Source organism: Treponema sp. (genome assembly GCF_051883275.1).
In the GTDB taxonomy this organism is placed as follows: Bacteria; Spirochaetota; Spirochaetia; order Treponematales; family Treponemataceae; genus Treponema_D.
This window is the reverse complement of record NZ_JBJETK010000020.1, coordinates 65,536-87,942: the sequence shown is the minus strand read 5'-3', so window position 1 is coordinate 87,942 and position 22,407 is coordinate 65,536. Positions and strand designations below refer to the sequence as shown.

The 22,407-nt window shown below is 38.0% G+C and carries 22 protein-coding genes; 11 read left to right on the top strand and 11 right to left on the bottom strand.

The genetic code is table 11. The features are described from left to right. The 4 genes from ACI4L0_RS02990 to ACI4L0_RS02975 form a co-directional block, all read left to right on the top strand. Window positions 1-1,409: DNA cytosine methyltransferase (locus tag ACI4L0_RS02990; protein ID WP_439798683.1), on the top strand; the 1,409-nt coding region annotated here is incomplete at its 5' end. Continuing rightward, window positions 1,406-2,179 carry a hypothetical protein gene (locus tag ACI4L0_RS02985; RefSeq protein ID WP_439798682.1) on the top strand — a complete coding sequence of 258 codons (774 nt, stop codon included), beginning with the start codon at window positions 1,406-1,408 and terminating at the stop codon, window positions 2,177-2,179. The genes ACI4L0_RS02990 and ACI4L0_RS02985, both read left to right, overlap by 4 nt. A 1-nt stretch (window position 2,180) precedes the next feature. Continuing rightward, entirely contained in the window at window positions 2,181-3,701 is a 1,521-nt protein-coding gene (locus ACI4L0_RS02980; RefSeq protein WP_439798681.1) for an AAA family ATPase, read from the top strand. A 41-nt stretch (window positions 3,702-3,742) separates the two neighbouring features. Next, on the top strand, window positions 3,743-5,068 hold the full coding sequence (locus tag ACI4L0_RS02975; RefSeq protein ID WP_439798680.1) for an LlaJI family restriction endonuclease: 1,326 nt from the start codon (window positions 3,743-3,745) through the stop codon (window positions 5,066-5,068). Between the two features lie 416 nt (window positions 5,069-5,484). Here ACI4L0_RS02975 and ACI4L0_RS02970 read toward each other — a convergent pair whose 3' ends face one another. Next, window positions 5,485-5,925 carry an HU family DNA-binding protein gene (locus ACI4L0_RS02970; RefSeq protein ID WP_439798679.1) on the bottom strand — a complete coding sequence of 147 codons (441 nt, stop codon included), beginning with the start codon at window positions 5,923-5,925 and terminating at the stop codon, window positions 5,485-5,487. 371 nt (window positions 5,926-6,296) lie between these two features. On the opposite strand from ACI4L0_RS02970, the gene ACI4L0_RS02965 reads away from it, so the two are divergent. Then, complete coding sequence (locus ACI4L0_RS02965) at window positions 6,297-7,640, top strand: AAA family ATPase (protein WP_439798678.1); 1,344 nt, start codon at window positions 6,297-6,299, stop codon at window positions 7,638-7,640. A gap of 216 nt (window positions 7,641-7,856) precedes the next feature. Here ACI4L0_RS02965 and ACI4L0_RS02960 read toward each other — a convergent pair whose 3' ends face one another. The 9 genes from ACI4L0_RS02960 to ACI4L0_RS02920 form a co-directional block, all read right to left on the bottom strand. Further along, window positions 7,857-8,792: a DUF1848 domain-containing protein gene (locus ACI4L0_RS02960; RefSeq protein WP_439798677.1), complete on the bottom strand. Its 936-nt coding sequence runs from the start codon at window positions 8,790-8,792 to the stop codon at window positions 7,857-7,859. A gap of 100 nt (window positions 8,793-8,892) precedes the next feature. Then, window positions 8,893-9,330, bottom strand: a complete 438-nt coding sequence (locus ACI4L0_RS02955) for a hypothetical protein (RefSeq protein ID WP_439798676.1) — start codon at window positions 9,328-9,330, stop codon at window positions 8,893-8,895. Then, complete coding sequence (locus ACI4L0_RS02950; RefSeq protein ID WP_273332051.1) at window positions 9,323-9,598, bottom strand: nucleotidyltransferase family protein; 276 nt, start codon at window positions 9,596-9,598, stop codon at window positions 9,323-9,325. Before ACI4L0_RS02950 ends, ACI4L0_RS02955 begins: the two co-directional genes overlap by 8 nt. A gap of 104 nt (window positions 9,599-9,702) precedes the next feature. Next, entirely contained in the window at window positions 9,703-11,037 is a 1,335-nt protein-coding gene (locus ACI4L0_RS02945; RefSeq protein ID WP_439798675.1) for an McrC family protein, read from the bottom strand. A 226-nt stretch (window positions 11,038-11,263) separates the two neighbouring features. Then, window positions 11,264-11,560: a Txe/YoeB family addiction module toxin gene (locus ACI4L0_RS02940; protein WP_439798674.1), complete on the bottom strand. Its 297-nt coding sequence runs from the start codon at window positions 11,558-11,560 to the stop codon at window positions 11,264-11,266. A gap of 3 nt (window positions 11,561-11,563) precedes the next feature. Then, entirely contained in the window at window positions 11,564-11,815 is a 252-nt protein-coding gene (locus tag ACI4L0_RS02935) for a type II toxin-antitoxin system Phd/YefM family antitoxin (protein ID WP_439798673.1), read from the bottom strand. 72 nt (window positions 11,816-11,887) lie between these two features. Beyond that, the gene (locus ACI4L0_RS02930) at window positions 11,888-13,756 is read right to left on the bottom strand and encodes an AAA family ATPase (protein ID WP_439798672.1); all 1,869 of its coding nucleotides are present in this window, start codon (window positions 13,754-13,756) and stop codon (window positions 11,888-11,890) included. A gap of 84 nt (window positions 13,757-13,840) precedes the next feature. After that, a complete protein-coding gene (locus ACI4L0_RS02925; RefSeq protein ID WP_439798671.1) occupies window positions 13,841-14,356 on the bottom strand; it encodes a cysteine hydrolase family protein in 516 nt (171 codons plus the stop codon). A 42-nt stretch (window positions 14,357-14,398) separates the two neighbouring features. Further along, window positions 14,399-14,956 carry a GNAT family N-acetyltransferase gene (locus tag ACI4L0_RS02920; protein ID WP_439798670.1) on the bottom strand — a complete coding sequence of 186 codons (558 nt, stop codon included), beginning with the start codon at window positions 14,954-14,956 and terminating at the stop codon, window positions 14,399-14,401. Window positions 14,957-15,067: 111 nt separating this feature from the next. Here ACI4L0_RS02920 and ACI4L0_RS02915 point away from each other — a divergent pair, with 111 nt between their 5' ends. The 3 genes from ACI4L0_RS02915 (at window position 15,068) to ACI4L0_RS02905 (ending at window position 18,310) form a co-directional block, all read left to right on the top strand. Next, window positions 15,068-15,595 carry an NlpC/P60 family protein gene (locus tag ACI4L0_RS02915; RefSeq protein ID WP_439795798.1) on the top strand — a complete coding sequence of 176 codons (528 nt, stop codon included), beginning with the start codon at window positions 15,068-15,070 and terminating at the stop codon, window positions 15,593-15,595. A 48-nt stretch (window positions 15,596-15,643) separates the two neighbouring features. Continuing rightward, window positions 15,644-17,008, top strand: coding sequence for a TrkH family potassium uptake protein (locus tag ACI4L0_RS02910; RefSeq protein WP_439798669.1), 1,365 nt, complete (start codon window positions 15,644-15,646; stop codon window positions 17,006-17,008). Window positions 17,009-17,128: 120 nt separating this feature from the next. Continuing rightward, on the top strand, window positions 17,129-18,310 hold the full coding sequence (locus ACI4L0_RS02905; protein ID WP_439798668.1) for an ATP-binding protein: 1,182 nt from the start codon (window positions 17,129-17,131) through the stop codon (window positions 18,308-18,310). Window positions 18,311-18,333: 23 nt separating this feature from the next. Here the strand turns inward: ACI4L0_RS02905 and ACI4L0_RS02900 are convergent, their stop codons facing one another. Beyond that, window positions 18,334-18,672: a hypothetical protein gene (locus ACI4L0_RS02900; protein WP_439798667.1), complete on the bottom strand. Its 339-nt coding sequence runs from the start codon at window positions 18,670-18,672 to the stop codon at window positions 18,334-18,336. A 108-nt stretch (window positions 18,673-18,780) separates the two neighbouring features. Between ACI4L0_RS02900 and ACI4L0_RS02895 the strand changes: the two genes are divergently transcribed. From ACI4L0_RS02895 to ACI4L0_RS02885, 3 genes are all read left to right on the top strand, one after another. Continuing rightward, entirely contained in the window at window positions 18,781-19,245 is a 465-nt protein-coding gene (locus tag ACI4L0_RS02895; RefSeq protein ID WP_439798666.1) for a GtrA family protein, read from the top strand. A gap of 135 nt (window positions 19,246-19,380) precedes the next feature. Next, window positions 19,381-20,331: a glycosyltransferase family 2 protein gene (locus ACI4L0_RS02890; protein ID WP_439798665.1), complete on the top strand. Its 951-nt coding sequence runs from the start codon at window positions 19,381-19,383 to the stop codon at window positions 20,329-20,331. Between the two features lie 177 nt (window positions 20,332-20,508). Further along, window positions 20,509-22,191: a hypothetical protein gene (locus tag ACI4L0_RS02885; protein ID WP_439798664.1), complete on the top strand. Its 1,683-nt coding sequence runs from the start codon at window positions 20,509-20,511 to the stop codon at window positions 22,189-22,191. The last annotated feature ends 216 nt before the right edge of the window (window positions 22,192-22,407 follow it).

Sequence of the window (22,407 nt, the reverse complement as noted above, 5' to 3'; positions counted from 1 at the left end):
ATAAAAATATAAATGAAGAAGAAAAAAACGTCACCAAAAACGACCGTTTAAAGTGGCAGGGAGGGGAAAGCCTTCCCCTCGCTCCAGCCGGTGAACCGTCTTCCGCTACCCCTTCTCCTAGGGGGACGCAGCAAAGCTGCTTACCCCCTAAGACCCCGAAAAAATTAAATTTCATAGATCTATTTGCAGGTTGCGGTGGTCTGAGTGAAGGCTTCTTGCAAAGCGGAAAATATAAAGCTCTTGCCCATATTGAATGGGAAACCCCAATGATAAATACCCTCCGCAAACGATTAGTTGAGAAATGGGGACATTCTGAAGAAGAAGCAGAAAAACGAGTAATTTGTTTTGACATTCAAAAAACTGATGAACTTATAAACGGTTCCTGGTCAGAGGAAACAAGAGAAAAATACGAAAAAGAAAACCACGCATCAATAGTTGAACACGGATTAAAAGGTCTTATTGGGAATGAAACCGTAGACCTTATTATAGGCGGGCCTCCTTGCCAGGCATATTCAATTGCAGGCAGAGCGCAGTCGCCAACCGGAATGAAAGACGATTATAGAAACTATCTTTTTGAAAGTTTCGTAAAAATCGTTGATTACTTTAAACCAAAAGCATTTGTGTTTGAAAATGTACCGGGTTTATTAACGGCTTGTCCCGGGGATATTCCTGTACGGATTCGCATATACGAAGCATTCAAGGCAATCGGTTATGTAATTAGAACTCCTGATACTTTAAAAAAATCTGTTTATTGTGCAGAAGATTATGGTGTTCCTCAAAAAAGAAACAGAATAATCATTTTTGGAACAAAATCAAATTCTGCTCTCTTACCTGAAGATTTTTATTCTTGCCTTACAAAGAACAAAACTACATCACCACATAAAACTGTTAGAGATGCCATTGGAAACTTACCGGCTTTAATCCCCTCAAGAGAAATCACAAAAGTCGGTAATGCACATATTTCTCATCATCAGGTTTCTGGTGAAAAAATAAATCTTCACATACCTCGTTATCACGGTTTAAGAGATCAAAAGTTATTTAAAGAATGGCTTTCAAACAATATGAACACTTTTTCCCAAGACGAGAAAAAAGCGTTCTATACAAAAATAACAGGGCATTCTTCAAATCATATCAAATATAGAAATCTTGAATGGGATAAACCGTCACCAACAATAGTTGCCCATTTATACAAAGACGGCTATATGTTCATTCATCCTGATATAAAACAGCTCAGGACAATTACAGTTCGCGAAGCAGCATTACTTCAGTCGTTTCCCCTGGATTACAGCTTTCCTTCTTCTAATTCATATAACTACAAAATGATTGGAAATGCAGTTCCTGTACTTTTTGCAAAGGCAATTGCAGAAACAGTCTATGAAGTAATCAGCAATAAGGAAATTGAAAAATGAAGCAAGTAAATAAAAGACTTGCTCAAGATTTCAATATTCTTGTTGCATGTGAAGAAAGTCAGAGAGTCTGCTCAGAATTTAGAAAACTTGGATTTAACGCTTATAGCTGTGATTTATTGCAATGCAGCGGTGGGCATCCTGAATGGCATTTTAATTGTGATGTTTTTGAAATTATAAAAAACAAAGGTGGAACTCTGCAAAACGGAGAAAGAGCTTTCATCAAGGATAAATGGGATTTGATGGTAGCTCATCCTCCATGTACATTTTTGGCAGTAAGCGGTGCACGTTGGTACTATCACCCAGAAGATAAAGATTTGCCGTATGACCAGCGAAGACCTCACCCTCGTTTTCCAAATCGCAGAAAAGACCAAGAAGACGGTAAAAACTTTTTTATTGCACTTGCAGAAACGGATATTGAACACATTGCTATAGAAAATCCGATTGGGATTATGAACACCCAATGGCGAAAACCAGAGCAAATAGTTCAACCGTATTTCTTTGGTGATGAAGCGTCAAAAACAACATGTCTCTGGTTGAAAAACCTTCCATTGTTAAAACCAACAAAAATGGTTGGTAAAGGTGAATGGATAACCCTCAGCAGTGGAAAAAGACTTCCAAAATGGTATTCAGATGCACTTACGAAAGCAAAAACACCAGAAGAAAGAAGGAATTTAAGAAGTAAAACATTCCCGGGCTTTGCAAAAGCAATAGCAGAGCAATGGGGAGAATTTTTAATAAACGAGAAAAATAAAGAAATAGAGGAGAAATGAGATGGGAAAACGCGAGCCAAACTTCATTTACATCAGAAGAATTGCTACAGAGCATGATTTAACTCACGAAATTAATATCGGAAAACCAGCTTTAAACATTTTTTTTGAGGGAAATTTACATCTGACTTTTCATCATATAAATAATTATGAAAAGAAATATGCAATTGATATCAACTCTTTTAACGACGACCCAAGATTTGGAAAAGAAGTTTACAACCTCATAAATGATGAAGGCGGAATTGAAATCGGAGATTTGTTCATAGTATATAAACAATCAAAACAAGATTACTTGGCAGAAGTAGTAAAAACAGGAAACAGCAAGTTTGATTTTTTCAATCAATTATATACAAAACCCGATTCAAATGAGAGACACTCTTTCATTATCACGGAAGATGGTGAGAATGCAAATTTTTCCTACACTCCCAATTTCTCCCAAAAAATCTACTACGGAGTTCCTGGTTCTGGCAAATCAAACGAAATAAATAATACTCTCAAAAAAGAAATCGACAATGATAAAGATAGGGAGTTTCAAACTTGCCGAGTAGTTTTTCATCCTGAATACACAAATGCAGATTTCGTTGGACAAGTGTTACCTCGTGTAAAAGGTGGCGATGTTAAATACGAATTTAAGCCAGGGCCGTTTGCTAAAATTCTTTATAGAGCCTTGCATAATCCTGAAAAAAAATTCTTTCTTGTTATCGAAGAAATAAATCGTGGAAACGCAGCAGCAATATTCGGTGATATTTTCCAATTACTTGATAGAATTACATCTGAGAACGATAAAGAAACAATTGGTAATAATACATTCGGTATTGGATGGAGTAAGTATTTTATTGAAAATGATTACATCAACAATTATATCCGAAGCAAAGTTGAATACTCAGTTGATTCCTACACAGAAGAACATGATAACAAACCAATACCGCTTGGCGAAAACATCGTTTTTTCAACAAACACATCTCTCCGCCTTCCCCCAAACCTTTCACTTCTCGCCACAATGAACACAAGCGATCAAAATGTCTTCACGCTCGACAACGCTTTTCAGCGCAGATGGGAAATGGAACTTGTTCCAAATGTGGTTGATAAAACCGTAAAAGATGAAAAAGGTATTGCACATGGAAAACTTCAGATGGAAGCAAAAATCGAAGGAACAGAAATCACTTGGGAAGATTTCCAGAAACAAATAAACAACATAATCGGCGAAAAATCCAACGAAAGCGGACTTTCAAGTATGGAAGACAAGCGCCTCGGCTGCTGGTTTGTAAAGGCTGAAAACGGTGTAATTTCAAAAGACACTTTTGCAAACAAAGTGCTTAAATATCTCTGGGACGATGCGTTTAAGTTCTATCATCAGGAAATCTTTGGAGCAGAAATCAAAAATTTTGAGGAATTGCAAAAGGCATTCTTTGAAAAAGGTTTTGATGTATTCAGTGAAAGTTGTGGATTGCAGTATTCAGACAATAGTCATGCTGAACTTGATTCAGCATCCAATGAAGGAGATTCCGAAACGAGTTCGGAATGACAGGTTTTAAGTCCGTATGGTTCCAGCCGAACAAATAGATTATGAAAGCAAACGAAGCAACGCATCTTACAAAAAACAAGAAACAGTCTCTTTACGACCTTTGCATTTATTTTGACAACAATTCTTTTAACGAAGAAGAAGGTCAGGTAGATAAATTTGTAGGTCTTAGATTTATTGACGGGAAGCTTTCAGTTTATTTTCCTGTAGGCTACAGAAAGCCAAATAAGGCTGACGAAAAGGAAGTCCGCAGAGATATTCTTAACTTAATCAGCGTGCTTTCAACCTTTACAAGCAGGGAATCTGCCATCAGTAATCCAGCATTTCTGAACACCAAAGAAGTTGATTTTCCGATACACGCGTATCTTTACATCATCAATGATTTTTTGAATCACGGCTATTTTCAACAGAAAGAGCAGATTTACAGGCGTTCAACTTCGGGAAAAATTTCCTGGGCGCGTACCATAAAACAAATTCGCCCGCAGATTATAGATGGAAGCGCAGTTTATCTTGATTTTGTTACGCATCACTCGAATCACAACGAAAATGAACTCATAACGCTGATTCACAAATTCTGTGTTCACGAATGTTTTGAAAAAATCGGCTATCTTTTCAGTTCTTATATTCCGCAGAAAAGTCCGCTTGCATTCAACAAAAATCTGTTTACGGCTGTCATAAAAACAAAAGCTTCTTCAACATTTAACGAAAGCGAGCTTTTGCTTTTTAAGAACATGCTCAATGTCATAAACTCAATGGATTCCAATGGAGAAAAAAAGAATTTTATTTTTGGAACTGACAATTTTCATCATGTCTGGGAACAGCTTGTTGATTCAGTTTATGGCGAAAAAGACAAGGATTCATTCTACCCGAAAGTTTACTGGAAGTTTAAAAACTCAAAGACATTCAGTTTCTCAGAAAAAAGGAATTCCCTCCGCCCTGACACAATCATGATTACAAATCGCGGGAACGAAAATCAAAAGATTTTTGTTCTGGATTCAAAATATTACCGGTACGGTGCAACAAAAAATCCGAACCATCTGCCGGACAGTGCAAGTGTCGTAAAGCAGCTGGCTTATGCTCAATATATTGACAATACTGAAATCCGAAGCAAATTACCGGAAGACGTACGCCCCTTTATAAAAAGCAGAAATATTTACAATGCTTTCATAATGCCTGCTGATAATGAAAGTCCTGAAAACATCGGCTTTGTTTCCGCAGAATATGTCCTGCCACAGGATTCTGAACAGGCAGAAAAACCTTACAACCAAATCTACGGCATCCTCCTTGATGTAAAAATAATTATGTACTGCCACATCCCGCACGACAAAAAATTGATTGACGAACTTTCAGAAAAAATTTACAGGCTGTAAATGCGCAAATCTGTACATATTATTTCCAGTTGTTGTTTTTATATTTTTCTAAACCCTCTTGGAACATCAATTCCCACAACCCCTCCATCAAGATGACGCCAAACATTCATCAAGATGACGGCGGATGTTTATCTTGATGAATGTGTCTGGTTTATCAAGATGAATCTATCCCATTTATCTTGATAAACGCGGGGAATTCATCTTGATGAATCTTCTTAAAAAGCGGGATTAATCTTGATAAAATGATGCAAATTCGGGATGAATTTGAAAACAAAACGGGATAAAAAAAGGAGTCCGGCGTGCCAAAAAAACACCGGAACTCCCAGATAATTCATTCATAACGGTTTTCCTTCTGCAAAGCAGATTTTTTTTCAAGTAAGCAAAACCCCGTTATTCAGTTTTGTTTACACCGTCATTTACTCGCCCTGACTGTCAGGTTCTTCTTCGTCTGTCAGATACCTGGCGTCAAGCTTTACATATTCAGGCTTTTCAAGTTTTGTGCTCAGCATTGTATCCGGCGTGTACAGAACTTTTACGCCGCCGATGTCATTTGCTGTAACTTCAGTTGCCTTTTCGTGACCTTTGCAGGCCGGGGCGGTTTTAAGCCCGAGCTTGAAGATTCCGAAACTGTCCAGGCGCACCTTGTAGCCCATCAGCATATACTTTGGAACTGTAATCAGAAAGCTCCTTATTACGCCGATGACTTCTGTAGGCGTGAGCGTTGTACTTTGCGAGATTTCATCTGCAAGCTGGTTCACGCCGATTTCTGAGATATAAGCAGCAGCCGGATAAAACCTGCCTTCTGCTTCCAAATTACGCGGATTCAACCGCTTTCTACTAACGAATGGTACTGCCATATTCGTGCCTCCTATTAAAACTCAGACCGTTTTGCATTCCCTTTGGAGCAGGCAGCGCAATCTATTTTCAACGAACATTAGACTTGCGCTGTTTTTGGCTGCAAAATTCAGTCTTACTAAAACAAAACTAGGTAAAACATTCGATATTTTCACCTGTTTTGATACTTTGAATATATCACAGGAATATTTTAAAGTCAAATTTTTATTCGATTTTTTCACCTGAAAATGTAAGTTTTTATTGCAATTTGCCGATAATAATCATATACTGTACGGTATAAACGAGAGTAAAACTTAATTTTACGGATAAATCAATGTTAGTTAATTTCAGCGTCACCAATTTTCTGTCTTTTAACCAGAAGACTACATTTTCTATGGAAAGCGGACGCGTAACAAAAAAACTTGACCACCTGCTTGCTGACCAGAACACAGGCAAAAGCCTTTTAAAATTTTCTGCGATGTACGGAAAAAACGGAGCCGGAAAGACAAACTTTATCCGCTCTGTTTCAGTCCTGCGCAATTTTATCCTTACAGGAAAACTTCCACAGCGCGCGCCGATTCTCTGGTGCAGGATTCAGGACGAAAACGAAACCAGGCCTACTGATTTTGAAATTGAATTCATTGCAGACGACAGACTGTTCAGGTATAGAATATCAATTATATTTTCAACGGGAGTCATAACGAACGAAGAGCTGATTTCTATTTCCGGAAACAGGCACACAAAACTTTTTTACAAGGAAAATTCAGAAAGTCCGTATGTCTTTCATCATTCCGTCAAGGGAAAAAACAGCGACATCGAGGTTTTGAGCCGCTCTTTCGATATGAACGGCGCTCCGTTTCTGTTCAGCATAAACCACAACACCGGCGGATTTTTCAATGCAAATCCACAGGCCTCTCCCCTTCAAAAGGCATTCCTCTGGTTCAAGGACACTCTTGAAGTAATTTTCCCCGACCAGCCTATTCAGGAAACTTCGCTTTTGCGCTACAAAGTCTGCAAAGACGAGTTTTCTAAATTGCTAAAGGAATTTGACACTGGAATTGAGGAAATAAAGCTTGAGCCTGTGAGCAAGGAAAAAGTTTTTGAAAATCTTGATCTGCGCATACAGCAGAAACTTAATCTTGAAATGGCGCTGATTTCTCCCTTTATGCAGATTGTAAATCTTCCGCCCCGGAATGAACAGCAGAAAGACAGCCTTCTGCCGAATGAAAATTTTTATTCAACTGTAATCAGAAACAGGCAGAATATTTTTATAATTACATTCGAAAAAGACAATACATTCCATTTTTATGTTATGAAATTCGTTCATAACATAGGCAGAAAAAAAATCGAATTCAGTATGGAAAGCGAAAGCGACGGCACGCACCGGCTTTTTCAGCTTCTTGAAATTCTCATAAGCAAAAAAGAAAAGGTCTATATAATGGATGAAATAAGCCGGAGCCTTCATCCTAAGCTTACGATTCAATTTGTAAAGAAGTATTTTTCAAACGCAAAAGACAGAAGAATTCAGCTTGCCACGACCACCCACGAAAGCCGCATTATGAGCCACGACATTGTCCGCCGGGACGAAATCTGGATTGCCGACACAAACGAAAACGGCAGCACAAAACTTTTCAGCCTGGAAGACAAGCAGGTGCGCATAGACAAAGTGCTTGACCAGAACTATATGGACAATGTCTGGGGCGGTGTGCCTGTGTTTGAAGATGAGGAAGATGCCTGATTTAACCTGACTTTAATGTCTCAAAAAAGTAATTAAAAGCAGTTTGTAATCGCAGAACTTTATCAGTGGAACTTTCTCTTTAAAAACGGGTTAGGCACTGGAGGGCGGCTTTGCCGGTCCGAAGGACTGAGCGTAGCGGAACCCGGAAGCGCCGACGGCTTTAGCCGGAACCCCCAAATTCCTGAAAATATTTTTATGATGATCCGATTTGCTCTCCTAAAACAACTCGGTTTCCTGCTCTTTCAACTTCGGGACTGGTCTGTCTGTAACTTTGTCGGCGGCGGTAAGTTCGGAGCACAAGAGGGGGCTGGACGGATTTTGGTTTGGGTGCGAGGGGGATTTATAATTTTCTATGGCATAGCAATATGCGCAGTTATGCAGACAGGTGTTATACGCGCCGACATCTATGCTTCTGGCACAGCCGCATTCTTTTCGCTGGGTTTTGTCTTTGGCGTGGGCGAAGTTTTTTTTGCAGATGCGGTTTATCAAGTCGCCGTCTATGCAGTGTCCGTGCGGTATTCCAATGTCGTCAAGACTTATTTTTTCCGAGCAGGATTCTATCATAAGGTCATATTTTCGGGCAATCGCCTTGAGTTTTTCTGCAAGATTTCGCATCTGAGCTTGGGTCAATTCACTAATCTGTTCGGGCGCAAGCCTGTTTTTGATTTTTGGATAGCAATCAACGAAACTGATTATGACTTTTTCGGTGTATTTGCACAGTTTTTCGGCAATCCAGGCAAAATATTTTTTGTGGTAATCCATATTGTATTTTTCTGTCAGGATTATGGGGTCGTAGCGCCAGATAATTTTTTCCCTGCCGATTTGTTCTGAAAGTTTTATGAATTTTTCTATTATCGCTTTTTTATGCGGAACGTTTTTTTCTATGTCCTGCGCATAAGATGAAATTGTGAACTGGAAATAATAGTTATAGCCCATACTGTCCAGTTTTTTTAAGTTCAAAATAAAATCGTCAGAGGGATTTTTTGTCCAGAAAACAAGGCACTCGACATTTTGCGGAGAAACGGAAATTTTCGACACCTGATGAACGTTCATCGGATTTCTGACCATAAAAAAACCTTCTTCGATTCTTCTATAAAACCAGTCAGAGAAAAAAGCCGGAATGTCAGTTCGCCGCGACACGCTGAGTATCATATAAAAAAATTGTAGTGATTTTTACTGGTGGTGGAAAGGGTTTAGGGGAGAGGGGTAAATTAAGTTTGTTTTTGCGGTATTTGTGTGAACTGTTCTAAAGTCATTTTTCAATGTATTTACTGACCGCACTTTTTATGGTCTGCCAGAAATCAGTTAAACCTAAAAACAGGTGTGAGCATTTTTCCCATTTGATTGTATAACCGTAAGTGTGGCGGTAGAAATGGCGGAAGCCCATGTATTCAGTAAGCAAAAGCCTTAAATCATAGGGCAGAAAATCAGGCTGTGAAAACATACAGTCAATAAGATTTCTGTGCCACTGCGGAGAAGTTCTGAAATCAAAATTCAGAGTTTCTGCTATAAGCACGAAAATGTTTTCAATTCCGTTATAAAAAGAATGAAGAATTCCTCCGATTGCCGTAATTTCTATAAAATCGGGTTCTTTGTTTTTTACCATCGAAAGAAGAACCTGCGACTTGTCAACTAACTCATCTATTTGGGAAATTTCGTAATCAATTTTTGCTTTTGCAGTTTTATCCAATTTTCTGAAGTTCTCCTAAATCACGCAAAAGGGCAAAGAACTGGGGCTTTTCGTCAAAATCAACCAAGTCGACTGTTTTTCCGGTGGCATCTTCAAGCATTGAATGTGTTGCAAAAAATTTCTGTGGAGGAAGTCCTTTTATGCCGATGTCGATGTCGGAATATTCGTCAGCATTTCCGTTAACCTGAGAACCAAAAATATAACTTTCGGTACAGCCCATATCAGAAAGAACGCTTGAAATTTTTGATGTCATTTCTTGACTCAGCATAGCTCGACCTCCTTTTATAAATATACCATACTTCTACAGAAAAATCACTGTTCTTTGCTGATAATGCAGTTTTTCTTTTTCTGTCGCAAAAACACATTTTCCGCTCACAAAATCCTCACCAGCCTCTCTTCCTCGCTCTTCATCTGTGCCTTAAAATCCTGATAATTTTCTGCGTTCTGCGGAATTTTCACGCCGAAAACACTGAGCGTTCCGCCCATTCCTTTGACAGTGTATGATTTTGGCACGGCGGAAAAATCCTCGTCGTTTGGTTTGTGCGGATAAATGAGTCCTGCACGTTTTGCTGGAAGAATATGCATATACGTTACAATTTGATGTACGTCCTCACGCCTGACTGAATGATTGCCGAGCGGCTTGTACTTTGCGTCAAGGATGCAGTTTTCTTCAGGGATTTCATCGCCGTATGTGAAATTGGGATTTTGTTTTCCTTTGTAAAAATCAGGATATCGGGGGTTTCCACTCCACAGGTAGATTGGGTTTTTGTCGGTTTTATTTTCCGCGTGAACATACCCCACATCCTTCAAAATCGTCGCCAGATATTCTTCCCAAAGCCAGGCGCCGTCAAAGAGAATTCCATAAATTTTGTCTGCGGAAGAATCGTACTTGATTTTTTCCCGAAGCAAAATCATCCGGCAGATTTTCTGCAAACTCCGGTACTTGAAAAAATACGGCGACTTGATAGCCTTTGCAGTCTTGGAAAGAATTTTGTTCCGTTCCATACGGTTGTAAGACAGCGTTGCACTGTCGATTACAGCGACAGCTTCCTTCATTTTTTCGCTCGAAGAAAGAATGTATTTAAAAAGACCGTCCGCCCTCATATACTCAATCGTGTGCCGTACAAGCTGCATAACAGGATTGTCATAACTGTATTCTCTGGCACGGTAAGCGATTTTTCCGTTCGCCGGAACATTCAGCCTGATATGCCTGTTAATGTCGATGACACCGCGAACGTTGGAATCGTTGTATTCGTGCGTCTGATATTCCTTGTAAAGCCCCTGACCAAGCGCGTCAAACAGATACTTCGGGAACAAAAACGGAAGAAAATCAAAAATCCTGTCCCTCACCCTCGAACTCTCTAACTTCGCAATATTTATGTGGCAGACTTTTTCAAGCATATAGTGCAGAAAAAAATCCCCCTTCCCGTTTTCCGTAAACCGCGAACAGATATTCACTTCAGTGCCGCCACAGCCGACAAACCCCATAATGTTTCCCGTTTTAAGAACAACCTTTCCGCCGCTTTCACTCATATAAAAAATGACCGAATCCGCAATCTTGTCGACCGTTTTTTCCGCCGACGGAGGAAACACAAGAATTTTCAGTTCATCGATAGTTTTCCCAGCAATCTCCCCAAGATTTTTACACTCCTGCACCGAAAGAGATTTTTCCTCATTTGAATTGTCATTTAATAAAACAAGGCTCATAACTCAAAACTCTAATTTCTTTTTTTATTCGGGCGGCTTTTTTCTCCATTCCACTCCGTTCCATTCCGCAAAAATGCGAGAAATGCAATGCATTTCTCGTGAAGAGTTTGCAATGCAAACTCTCGCTATCCGCCCTTCGCTACCGCTCATCCTCTTCCCTCGCTTCGCTCAGTCCAGTGGACTGCTCCGCAGGGGCTCCTATCCTTGCCGCAAAGCAAAATCACATTCAATTCACTTTATCATAATGCGTCCACATTCTGATTATTTTTACAATTCCTTCATATTCAATTTCGTTTTCTGTAATTTTTGCATCTATAATTTCGTAGACAATTCTATGCTTGATATTAATTCTTCTGGAATATAATCCTGCTAAATTACCCACAAGTTCTTCGTACGGAGGAGGATTTTTCCGCGGATTTTCTTTCAGTGTTTCAATAATTTCTTTAGCCTTTGCATCTAATTTTGCAGCCTTCAGATTTTTTACATCTTTCTGAGCCTGTTTATAATATTTTATCAGATACATCGGCTACCACTTAAAATCTTCTTCTGAAATACATTTTTCAATAGGAGTATTCTTTCCCTTTATCAAAGACTCTGCCATTCCCGGAACTGAATTGAGGTAAATTGTTTCTTGAATGGCATTCCAATCGTCTTCTCCAATTAAAACGGCATTTTTCCCCTTTGAATTCGTAAGGGTTACAGGCTGGGAATTTTCATTTACAAAAGCCATGATTTTAAAAAGATTTGCACGAGCTTTTGTTGCATTTATTGCATCCATAATTCACCTCCATTTATGTACATTATAGCGTACATAAAGAAAAATACAAGCAGGAATACGGTCTTTTTATCATTAATTTCCCTGCACAAAATCGTCCTGACTTTGATTAAAATAGGCATTTTCAATACTCTTGAATTTCGCTTCCCCATCATCGTCCAGACCGCGCAGATATTCTTTTACAAGCGAAGAAAGTTTCAATTTCCACAGTTTTTCAAAATCAATCACATCACGGAAATATGCACCGCCGATATGATAGGCACTGCCCAAACCTTCAGTTTGTGAAATCTGGTCATTTATTCTTTTCATTGTTTCCGTTGCTTCGTCCGAAAGATTCATATTTTCGGCGCTTTCGTCAGCCGTAACTTCCTTAAAAAGGAACCGTCGGCGCATAGCAAAATCCATACTTTCAACAGAACGGTCAATGTCATTCATTGTGCCGATGATGTAAACATTATCGGGAACAAAAAAGCCTTTTTTAAAAGGATCAGTATCTTCAACAAGATTTTGATACTGTGTTGTCACCAGTCCTTTCGGCGTTCCATTCTCGTCCAAACCTCTATATCCCGGATCGATTGAAAAAAACAATTCCCCAAAAATCTTGGAAAGTTCCCCGCGATTGATTTCATCGATGATAAAGACAAAATTTTTCTTTTCGATTTTTGAAACAGACTCAAAATCTAAATCAGATATATTTTTCTTTTTTTCTTTTATGCCTTTATATATCGCAAGTATATATGAATATTCTGCACTATGGTAACCGCCTAAATACTTTTCAATATCAATTGGCTTATCAAATTCTTGTTCCGCATTCAAAATCTTCAAAAGTTTTGAAATATGAATTTTATCTGAATTATGAGCCTCGTTATTTGGAAGTAAAATATCAATAATATCATCGTGATAATTTTCAATAATAACAAATCCATTATTTTTTAATTGATACTTTGTTTTATTCTCCATAGCTTCATCAAGAAATTTTATAATCTCATCTTTCCAAGAAAGTTCCTTTTTAATTTGAATAACCGTTTTCTTACTATCTTCTAAATTTTCCAATGCCTTCCTGCAAAATTCCTTGAACACACCGTCCATTCTTTTAAAACAAATCTGACCGCTCTCGTCAGAAGAAACCGGGCGCAGACCTTCCACAAAATCCGTATAATCATACGACGGATGGAACTGACAGAAGCCGACTTCCGCGTTCATCGCTTCTGCAATCTCCTTTGCAAGATGAGTTTTTCCCGTTCCCGGCGCACCGTGCAGGATAAGGTTGTGGTTCTCTAAAAGAAGTTCTTTGTATTCGGTAAGTTTTTCGTTTGTCATAGAGGAAGCTCCTTGTATGTGATTGCGAACTTTGTAATCATCCCAAATCTGCTGAAGTATTTTATCAAATTCAAAAAGAGTTTTTCCAGATTTTTTATTTATCAAAAAATTTTGAAGTTCTGATGTTGAACTTTTTTCATCTGCAGGATTTCCAAAATATTTTGAAAATTCAATCAAAGCTTCCTTGCTGAACCAGTTTATCAATTTTTTTTCTGAATATAAAAACGCAACTTTCCATTTGAACATTTCACTAATATCTATTTCGTCAATTTTTTCATATTCACCAGCTCTTGAATAATTTGCAATTCTAATTATATTCGAACGAATGACATCAAAAACTTTTTCCGCTGTGTTTCCATATTTTGAAACCCAAGCATATTTTTCATCAGAGGAATATCCGCCATCTTTTCTTGGTGTTTGATTATACTCATAAATTCCGAATTTATAGGATGTTGAACCTTTTATATTTCCTAATTCTACTGTTTTTGTTTCAACCCAATAACAGAATGAATCTTTTTTCAGATTTGAATATTCATCAAGTTTCATTTCTGCTAGTTTTTCAATCGGAAATCTTTCATTAAAAGAATTATAAATTTTATTAAATGTGTCTTCATCCAATGTCATTTCATTTTTCTCCATAACCTCAATTTCTTCCAATGCTTTTACTTTCCTATTATTATATATTCAAAAACATAATTTTTTCAATTTTTATCCCCTCACCTCAATCTGGCACATCTTCATTGCGTTGAGGGCGTTCTGGTGGCTTTCTGGGGTGACGCCGGCGCAGAGGGAACTGTCGCAGGTGATTTTTACTTCCGGGAGTTTTGCTTTTAAAATGAAGGCGTTGCTGATTACGCAGATGTCGGTACAAAGTCCTGCGATTTCGATTTCTGTAAGGGAAGGAATTGATGCGGCGTATTCTGCAAGTTCAAGCGAGCCGAAAGTCTGCTTGTTGAAAATCTTGCTGTCAGCCGTGTCGAGTTTGTCTGAAATCTGCCAGCCGTGCGTATTTTCAAGGCAGTGTTCGACAGGAAGATTTTTTCCTTCCTGCGTTGTAAGATAATTTTTCTGATGAGTGTCGCGCGTAAACACGACGGGATTTCCGGCAGCGCGGTATTCAGCAATTTTTTCTGCAACCAAAGGAACAATCGCAACTGCCTCTTTTGTTCCAAGCGCACCGTCAATAAAATCGTTCTGCATATCAATTATAATTAAAAGTTTCATAGGAATATTTTATTGCAGAAGAGAAATTTTTTCTATAAGGGATTAATTAGGATTGTACAGGGAATTTTTTTCCCACTGCTCTCTAGTAAGAACATTTTTATGTCCTATTCGAGTTTCGTTCATCAGCGGAACCGGGACTGAACTGCAAGTGCTGTGGTAAACAAATCCGAGTTTTTGCTGAACCCGCTTTGATTTTAGATTTCCGTCGTAATAGCCGCACCAGATTTTATTCATCTTTAAATTTTCAAAACCATAGCGAATAATTTCTGCACCGGCTTCGCTCATAAAACCCTGACCCCAGAATTTTTTCCCGAGCCAGAATCCCAGTTCACATTCGTCATCGCGGTCAGTCATATCAGTAGTTCCGTTCAGTTTCAGTTCAATACAGCCGATTGCAAGATTGTCAGACTTTAAGCAGATTGCAAAACACGCAGAACCGCACAAAACGTTTTTTATAACTTCAAGACTTTCCGAAACACTATTGTGCGGCGGCCACCCGGCAATCGGGCCTACATCAGGGTCTTTTGCGTATTCAAATAAATTTTCAGCATCGCTTTCGTTCCACCGCCGCAAAATCAAACGCTGTGTGTAAAGTTCCATTTTTTCTCCTAAAATTCAGTATAACACTCAGAAAACCTGTGAACAATATAACTTCGATTTTTCAAAAAACATTTATTGAATTTTTATCCGCAGATGGGATATAGTCAGAATATGAATTCAATTCTAAAAACGGCGGCTGTTCTAATTTTCGCGCTGACTTTTTCTTCCTGCAAGAATGAAGAAAATTCCCCTGACACAATAACAGACTGCCCCGAAAGCATTGCGCAAAAAGCGTACGAATATGCCGTGAAATACAAGGATTCCGACACAATCTACGAATGGGGCGGACAGGATGCACTGCGAGCAATAAAAATTGACTGCTCGGGTCTTGTGGTGCGATGCTATCAGTATGCTGTTCAGGACACAAAGTTTTTACTTTGCTTCGACGACTGCACTTCTTATGGAATGTTGAATTATTCAACTCCCACGAGCAAGCCAAGAACAGGCGATTTGATTTTTATGGGAGAAGCTGACTCCGAGCAAATCACTCATATCGCGTTATACAACAAAGAAGAAGACGGAGAAATATATTTTATCGACAGCACAAGCAACGAAACTGTCTGCGGTGTTTCTGAGCGGCACTATCCCAGGGACAGTAAAAAATTCAAATCATTTGGAATAATGCATCTTAAATTCTAAAAGCTTTTACTTTTCGTTTTTGCCGCCTGCTGATATACTGTATTCGTTATGAGATTTCATCACAGAATAAAATCGGTTCAAGTACGGCTGTTCCTTTATTTTTTTACGCTGGCAATCATCGGCACGGCGCTGCTTTCACTTCCGTTCTGCTATAAAAACGGAATGACTGTTCCGCTAATCGACTCGCTTTTTACGACAGTTTCTGCAATCTGCGTTACGGGGCTTTCAACAGTTGATATGCGGCTTTACAGTGGAGCAGGCCTTGCCGTCATTCTGATTTTGATTGAAGCAGGCGGACTGGGGCTTGTTTCGTTTTTTACTGTGTTCCTCGTGTTCTCTGCAAAAAAAATATCGCTTTTAAACAGGAACATTATCCGCGACTATTTTACGGAAGATTCCGCCGTTGAATCACGCCAGATTATAAAAGTCATTCTGATTACAACTCTTGCGTTTCAGGCGACAGGAGCGCTAGTTCTTGCACCACTTTTAAAAACCGCAGGAGAAAGTCACTGGATTTTCTACGCAATTTTTCTTTCCGTTTCAGCATTCTGCAACGCAGGATTTTCGCCGTACGCAGACAGCCTTGCACAGTTTTCAGGGAACGGCGCAATCTGCCTCTGGCTTTCTGTTTTAATCATCGCAGGCGGACTTGGCTTTATGGTGATTGCAAACGTCATCGGCGTGGCAAAAAGCCGGTGCACTAAAAAATCAAGGTGCATTTTAACCCTTCACTCGAAAATCGTTCTTCTTATGACTTTTGTACTCATCACGGCAGGAACGCTCGTTTTCTTTTTTGCAGAAAAAGACGGCGCATTTTGCGGAATGAGTTTTTTCAAGGCACTCAACTGCGCGTTCTTTCAGTCTGTAACGCTCCGCACCGCAGGGTTTGAAACTGTTTCGCAGGCAGATTTTTCACCGCTTTCAACATTTTCTTCTATTATATTAATGCTGACAGGCGGAAGTCCCGGCTCGATGGCAGGAGGACTAAAAACAACAACACTCTTCCTTCTCGTCTGCGTTGCCTACAAGCGCGCCTCAGACAAAAACGCTCCGTCAGTTTTCCGCCGCGACATCGCCGAAGAGTCAACGGAAAAAGCACTCGCCGTATTCGTAAAAGGAGTTTGCCTTCTCTGCGTGATGTACGCACTTTTGCTCATCTCAGAATCCGCTTCGCTCAAAGCCGGAACATTCAGCGCAGGAGAACTCTTCTTTGAAGCCGCCTCCGCATTCGGCACAGTCGGACTTTCAAAAGGAATAACCGCCGCCCTCTCGTCCGCAGGAAAAATCCTCGTTATGCTTTTGATGTTCGCAGGGAGAACAGGCATTACCTTCATCGCACTCGGAAGCCTGCACAAGGAAAAGCCGCTTGACTCGCTCGCAGATTTCCCGAAAGAAAGCGTGCTGATTGGGTAAGGGAAGGCGGTGGCAGACAGACTGCAAGATTTGTCAAAGTTCGTGCAAATCTTGCAGTGCGGTGCAAGATTTGCTTGTATCAATACAAATCTTGCAGTATAATTTATACAAGGTCAGTTTATGGTACGCAGAGAAAAGTATATTAAAAAAATCCGTCCGTTTTATGAGTCTGATTTAATAAAAATTATTACAGGAATCAGAAGATGCGGAAAATCTATTGTTCTGCAACAGGTTCGTGATGAAATTTCAGCATCAACAGATAACATCATCTTTTTGGAATTTGAAAACCGCCGTATTCAATCTCAAATTCCTGATGCAGATTCTCTTCTGGCTTATGTAGATTCACACAAAAAAGAAGGCAAGTGTTATATTTTTCTTGATGAAATTCAAAATCTCGAAAACTGGCAGGAAGCATGCAAAACTTTAAGGCTTGAAAATAATTCTGTTTTTATCACAGGCTCAAATTCAAAACTGCTTTCCAAAGAATTCACAAAAGAATTAAGCGGACGATATGTTTCTTTTAGAATCAGACCTTTCGTTTATAAAGAAATTCTTGAGTATTCAAAGGAATTAAAAAAAGATGTATCAGTTACGGACTATCTTGTGTGGGGCGGTTTTCCCAAACGGCTGGAATTTGAAAATGAAGCAATGAAAGATTATCTTTTTGACTTAAACGAAACAATAATTCACAACGATATAATGCTGAGATACGACATTCAGAAAGAAAAACTTTTTAGAAGTGTATGCAATTTTGTTTTTCGCTCAAATTCAAGAATAGTATCGTCAAAATCTATCGCAGATTTTCTAAGTTCAAATAATGAAAAATGCTCTGTACATACAGTTTCGAATTACATCGGCTATATTGAAGAAGCGTTCGGCATTGATATGATAAAACCATTTTCTACCAGAACAAAAAACGAACTTTCCTATTACAATAAAATTTATAATGCCGATGTGGCACTCAATTCCATACGGTGTCCTGATTTACGATATGACTTAGATCACAATCTTGAAAACATAGTTTACAACGAACTTCTTTTTATGGATTACAGTTTAAAAGTGTTCAATGATTCAGAGCGTGAAGTAGATTTTGTTGCAGAAAAAGAAGGAAAAAAATACTTTATTCAGGTTGCCTACAGCGTACAGAATGAAAAAGCCTATGAACGGGAATTCCGCGCCTTTGCAAATCTGGACAATCTTTCTCAAAAAATCCTGATAACAACTGATGAACTTGACTATTCAACCAGCACTGTACGGCATATTAAATTAAAAGATTTTTTGTTATTAAACGATTTGAGCTGACAGGGAAAAGTCATCAAAAAATATTATTTTTTTACAGATTTAACATCAGCAAGCCTTTTTGCAATATACAGAAGGTGACTTGCATCTTCTTCGCTTAAACTGTTCAATGTTTTTTCAAGTTCATAAACACAAGTGTGGTCGCCTGTTTTTTGAGAAGGTGCAGTTTTGTTAAGTTCCAGAAGATTTTCAAGAGGCACACCTAAAAATCCTGCAATTTTCAATGCCTTATCAGCAGACGGAATGCTGTTGCGTGCCTTTCCTTTATCAAAATTGCTTGCATTTATCCCAACAGCCGCCGCAAGTTCTTTTTTATATTTACCTTGTTTTTCAAGTTCAAATTCAACATTTTCCCAGAAATTCATAAAACATACACTAGTACAAAAGTCTATTTTAAACACAAATAATAGACATTAGTGTTATTATTTGCTATACTAAATAGACTATTGTCTATAAGAATTGAGTATTGTCTTATGTACCTATCACTAATTGACGAAAAATTGTTAAAATTTATTCTGTCTGGAATTATCAATACGATTGTCGGATCTCTGGTAATGTTTATTTTATATAACGTTGCTCATCTTTCGTACTGGATTTCATCTGCCGGAAATTATATTGCAGGCGGATTATGTAGTTTTTTCCTAAGCAAATTTTTCGTATTCAAAAACAGCAAAAGGAATACTGTCCAGATTTTGCTGTTTATAGTAAATCTTGCTGTCTGTTATTTTGTAGCTTACGGTGCTGCACAAAAAATCATCTATAAAATTTTATCGGAGCACACTGAACAGTTTCGCGGAAATGTCTCGCTTATTGTGGGAATGGTACTGTATACATTTTTGAATTACATAGGGCAGCGGCTTTTCGTGTTCAAAGTTTCTCCTGTGGAAAAATCAGAAAAAAAAGGCAAGGAGAGTGTAATAAAAACTTTGCCTAAATAGCGTCAAAGTTTTTATTCACAAGTTCGCGTTGCGAACTTTCTTATCAACTGCTGCCCCTCATTGCATTACGGAGCAGCGTAAAAAGTCAATCGATTGTTGAAACAATCTTCTTGACTTTTTATGGGAGAACTGAAAATGAAAACTCTTTCTATTGTTGTTCCCTGTTTTAATGAAGAAGAAGCAGTTTTTCTTTTTTATGAAGAAACAAAAAAAATCCTTCAAAAAATGAAAAACGGTGAAAACGAAAAATCAAAAATCGAATCGTTTGAATTTGTTTTTGTTGATGACGGCTCTTCTGACAAAACGCTCGACGCTTTACGGCAAATTTCTAACAAAGATGAAAATGTTCACTATTTAAGTTTTTCACGCAATTTCGGTAAGGAAGCCGCTTTGTTTGCAGGACTTTCAAAATCTGACGGTGAATATGTTGCCGTTATGGATGCAGATTTACAGGATCCCCCGTCACTTTTGCCGGAAATGCTTTTTGCTATTCAAAACGAAGGTTATGACTGTGCAGCAACCCGGCGTGTTACAAGAAAAAACGAACCGCCTGTCCGCTCATTTTTTGCACGACGTTTTTACAAAATTATGGGAAAACTCAGCAATGTTCCTGTAGTTGACGGTGCAAGAGATTTCAGACTGATGACAAAAAAATTCAAGGATGCAGTCCTTTCACTTTCAGAACGAAACCGTTTTACAAAAGGAATTTTTCCCTGGGTCGGATTTAAGACAAAGTGGTTTGATTATGAAAATGTTGAACGTGTTGCTGGCAAAACAAAATGGTCATTCTGGAAACTCTTTTTGTATTCTATTGATGGTATTATAGGCTTTTCTACAAAACCGCTTGTTTTTTCGGCAGTGGTCGGTGTCGTTTCGATTTTTGCATCGCTCGCCCTCATTCTTTTTATTATTATCAGACGAATTATTTTCGGCGATCCTGTTCAGGGCTGGGCAAGTCTGGTATGTTTCATCACCTTTTTTGCCGGTCTGCAACTGACGGCGCTTGGAATAGTCGGACTATATATTTCCAAAATATACACAGAAGTAAAACAACGTCCGCTGTATGTCATTCAGGAAGAAAAATAAGGGCACCTCAAAAAACTCGTCTTTGTCGATTATTTCGAGGTGCTGGCGAGTTCTAAGTCGCTATAATATCGCAACTTAGAACATCGCATTTTAAAGTTACCTCTAAAAACTGAAGTTTTTAGAGGTTCCCATAAATCTGCTTTGCCGGCATAAAGGCTGTTATAGGGAGAATAGATTATGGAAAATGAGAAAAATAAGAACGTTAAGAAAGTAACTATCATTTTGTGTTCTATCGTTATGGTTGTTTCTACAATGATTTTCGTTCCACAAATCAGAGAATTGATAATGATGTTCGGAGATAGAATATCAGGAAAAACAATACGGCAGGACATTTTGTCAGAAAAACTTATTTTGTGGGAAGTACAGTTTCTTTGTATTTTAGCATTTATACTTTTATCTTTATTGTTTGAAAATCACTTTCAATCATTTGCAAAAATAGATACGTTCATAAAAAACAGTATTGCATCCTGGCTGTTTGCAGTTGTTTTTTCCGCCGTTTTAATTGCACAGGCTTTTCAAAGCAATGATGTCTGGCTTGACGAAACTTTTTCGTTAGGACTTGCACGTCATTCTGTAAAAGATTTGATTTCATTGACAGCGCAGGACGTTCATCCTCCTCTATATTATTTGATTTTAAAGGCTGGACTTCTTTTTAATCCGAATTCCGTTGTGCTTGCAAAAATTGTTTCCGTAATTCCTATAATTATCATTATGTGTGTTTCTGTTGTCTTTTTTACGAAAGAGTTTTCAAGCGTATATGCAACAGTATTCAATCTGCTTTTAGTCTGTACTTCAGGGGTTTTTCAATATGGTGTTGAAATAAGAATGTATTCCTGGGCAATGCTATTCTGTATGCTGTGCTGTATTTTTTCATATTACATAATCAAAAAAGGTTCGTTCAGATATTTTTTGTTTTACGTCATTTCAGCAGTGTGCGGTGCGTATTGCCATTATTGGACAGCCGTTACACTAGCAATCAATTTCATTCTGACTTCCATTCTTTATTTTGTAAAATACAAGAAAGTTAAAAATGTAATCTTTAGCGCATTAATTGGAATTATCTTATATTTCCCCTGGATTTCTGTTGTAATAAAACAGGTTTCAGCGGTTACGGAGAATTACTGGATTCCTCTAATCACATTAAAAACGTTTATCTCGTACATATTTACAGTAATTCCAGTTCTTGGTGTAGCAAAAATAGTAATGATGTTTATGGTGGTTGTTTTTTTTATTAAAAATGTAAAATACTGTATAAAAAAAGATGAAAGTTCTCTTTTTTCCCTGATTTGCCTTCTTACACCACTTCTCCTTATTATCTGTGCAACTGTAATTTCTCTTGTTACCAGACCAGTTTTTATTTCAAGATATGCTGTTCCGACAATCGTCTTTATGATTTTCTATATCACAATCAATCTTTATTCTGTCAAATTTCTAAACAAAAGGTTGTTTTTTATTTTTCTTTTGGGAATATCTTTATTCACAATAAACGCAGTATACAATTTAAAAACCGAATGGAACTATTCAAAAAAATATAATGAATTCACAGAAACAATGAAAGATAATCTTTCTGACAATACAGTATTTGTTTTCAGTCAGAATATAAATTCTCACATTCCAATATGCCTTGCATATCTCTTTCCGAAAAACAGAATATGCGGATTTTCAATTCCAAAACTGTGGGCAGACGTTTATTTTTATAATCAGGAGAATTTAATTGAAAATTGTGATGAAGAAACAGACATTTGCCTAGTACTCAATATCGATGAAACTCCGCCAGATGACTTTTTAAACTGCAACTGCTATCTTCTGAACATTCCTCAATATACTGCCAATAAATTTTGTTTTTTGAAAAAGCAATAATCAACAAAACATCAGTATTTACAATCAAATTTTTATGCCAGTTTAAAACACAGTTCCTACTCACAACTTTTCCCCCGAATAAAACAATTCGGGGATTTTTTATTAATTTCTCTAATTACCTTTAAATCACAGTACATTAAACCTTACATTCTTATATATTTTTATTGTCAATTTTCAAATCAATATGGAAGAGTAAAAGATAAAAGCTTATGAAAG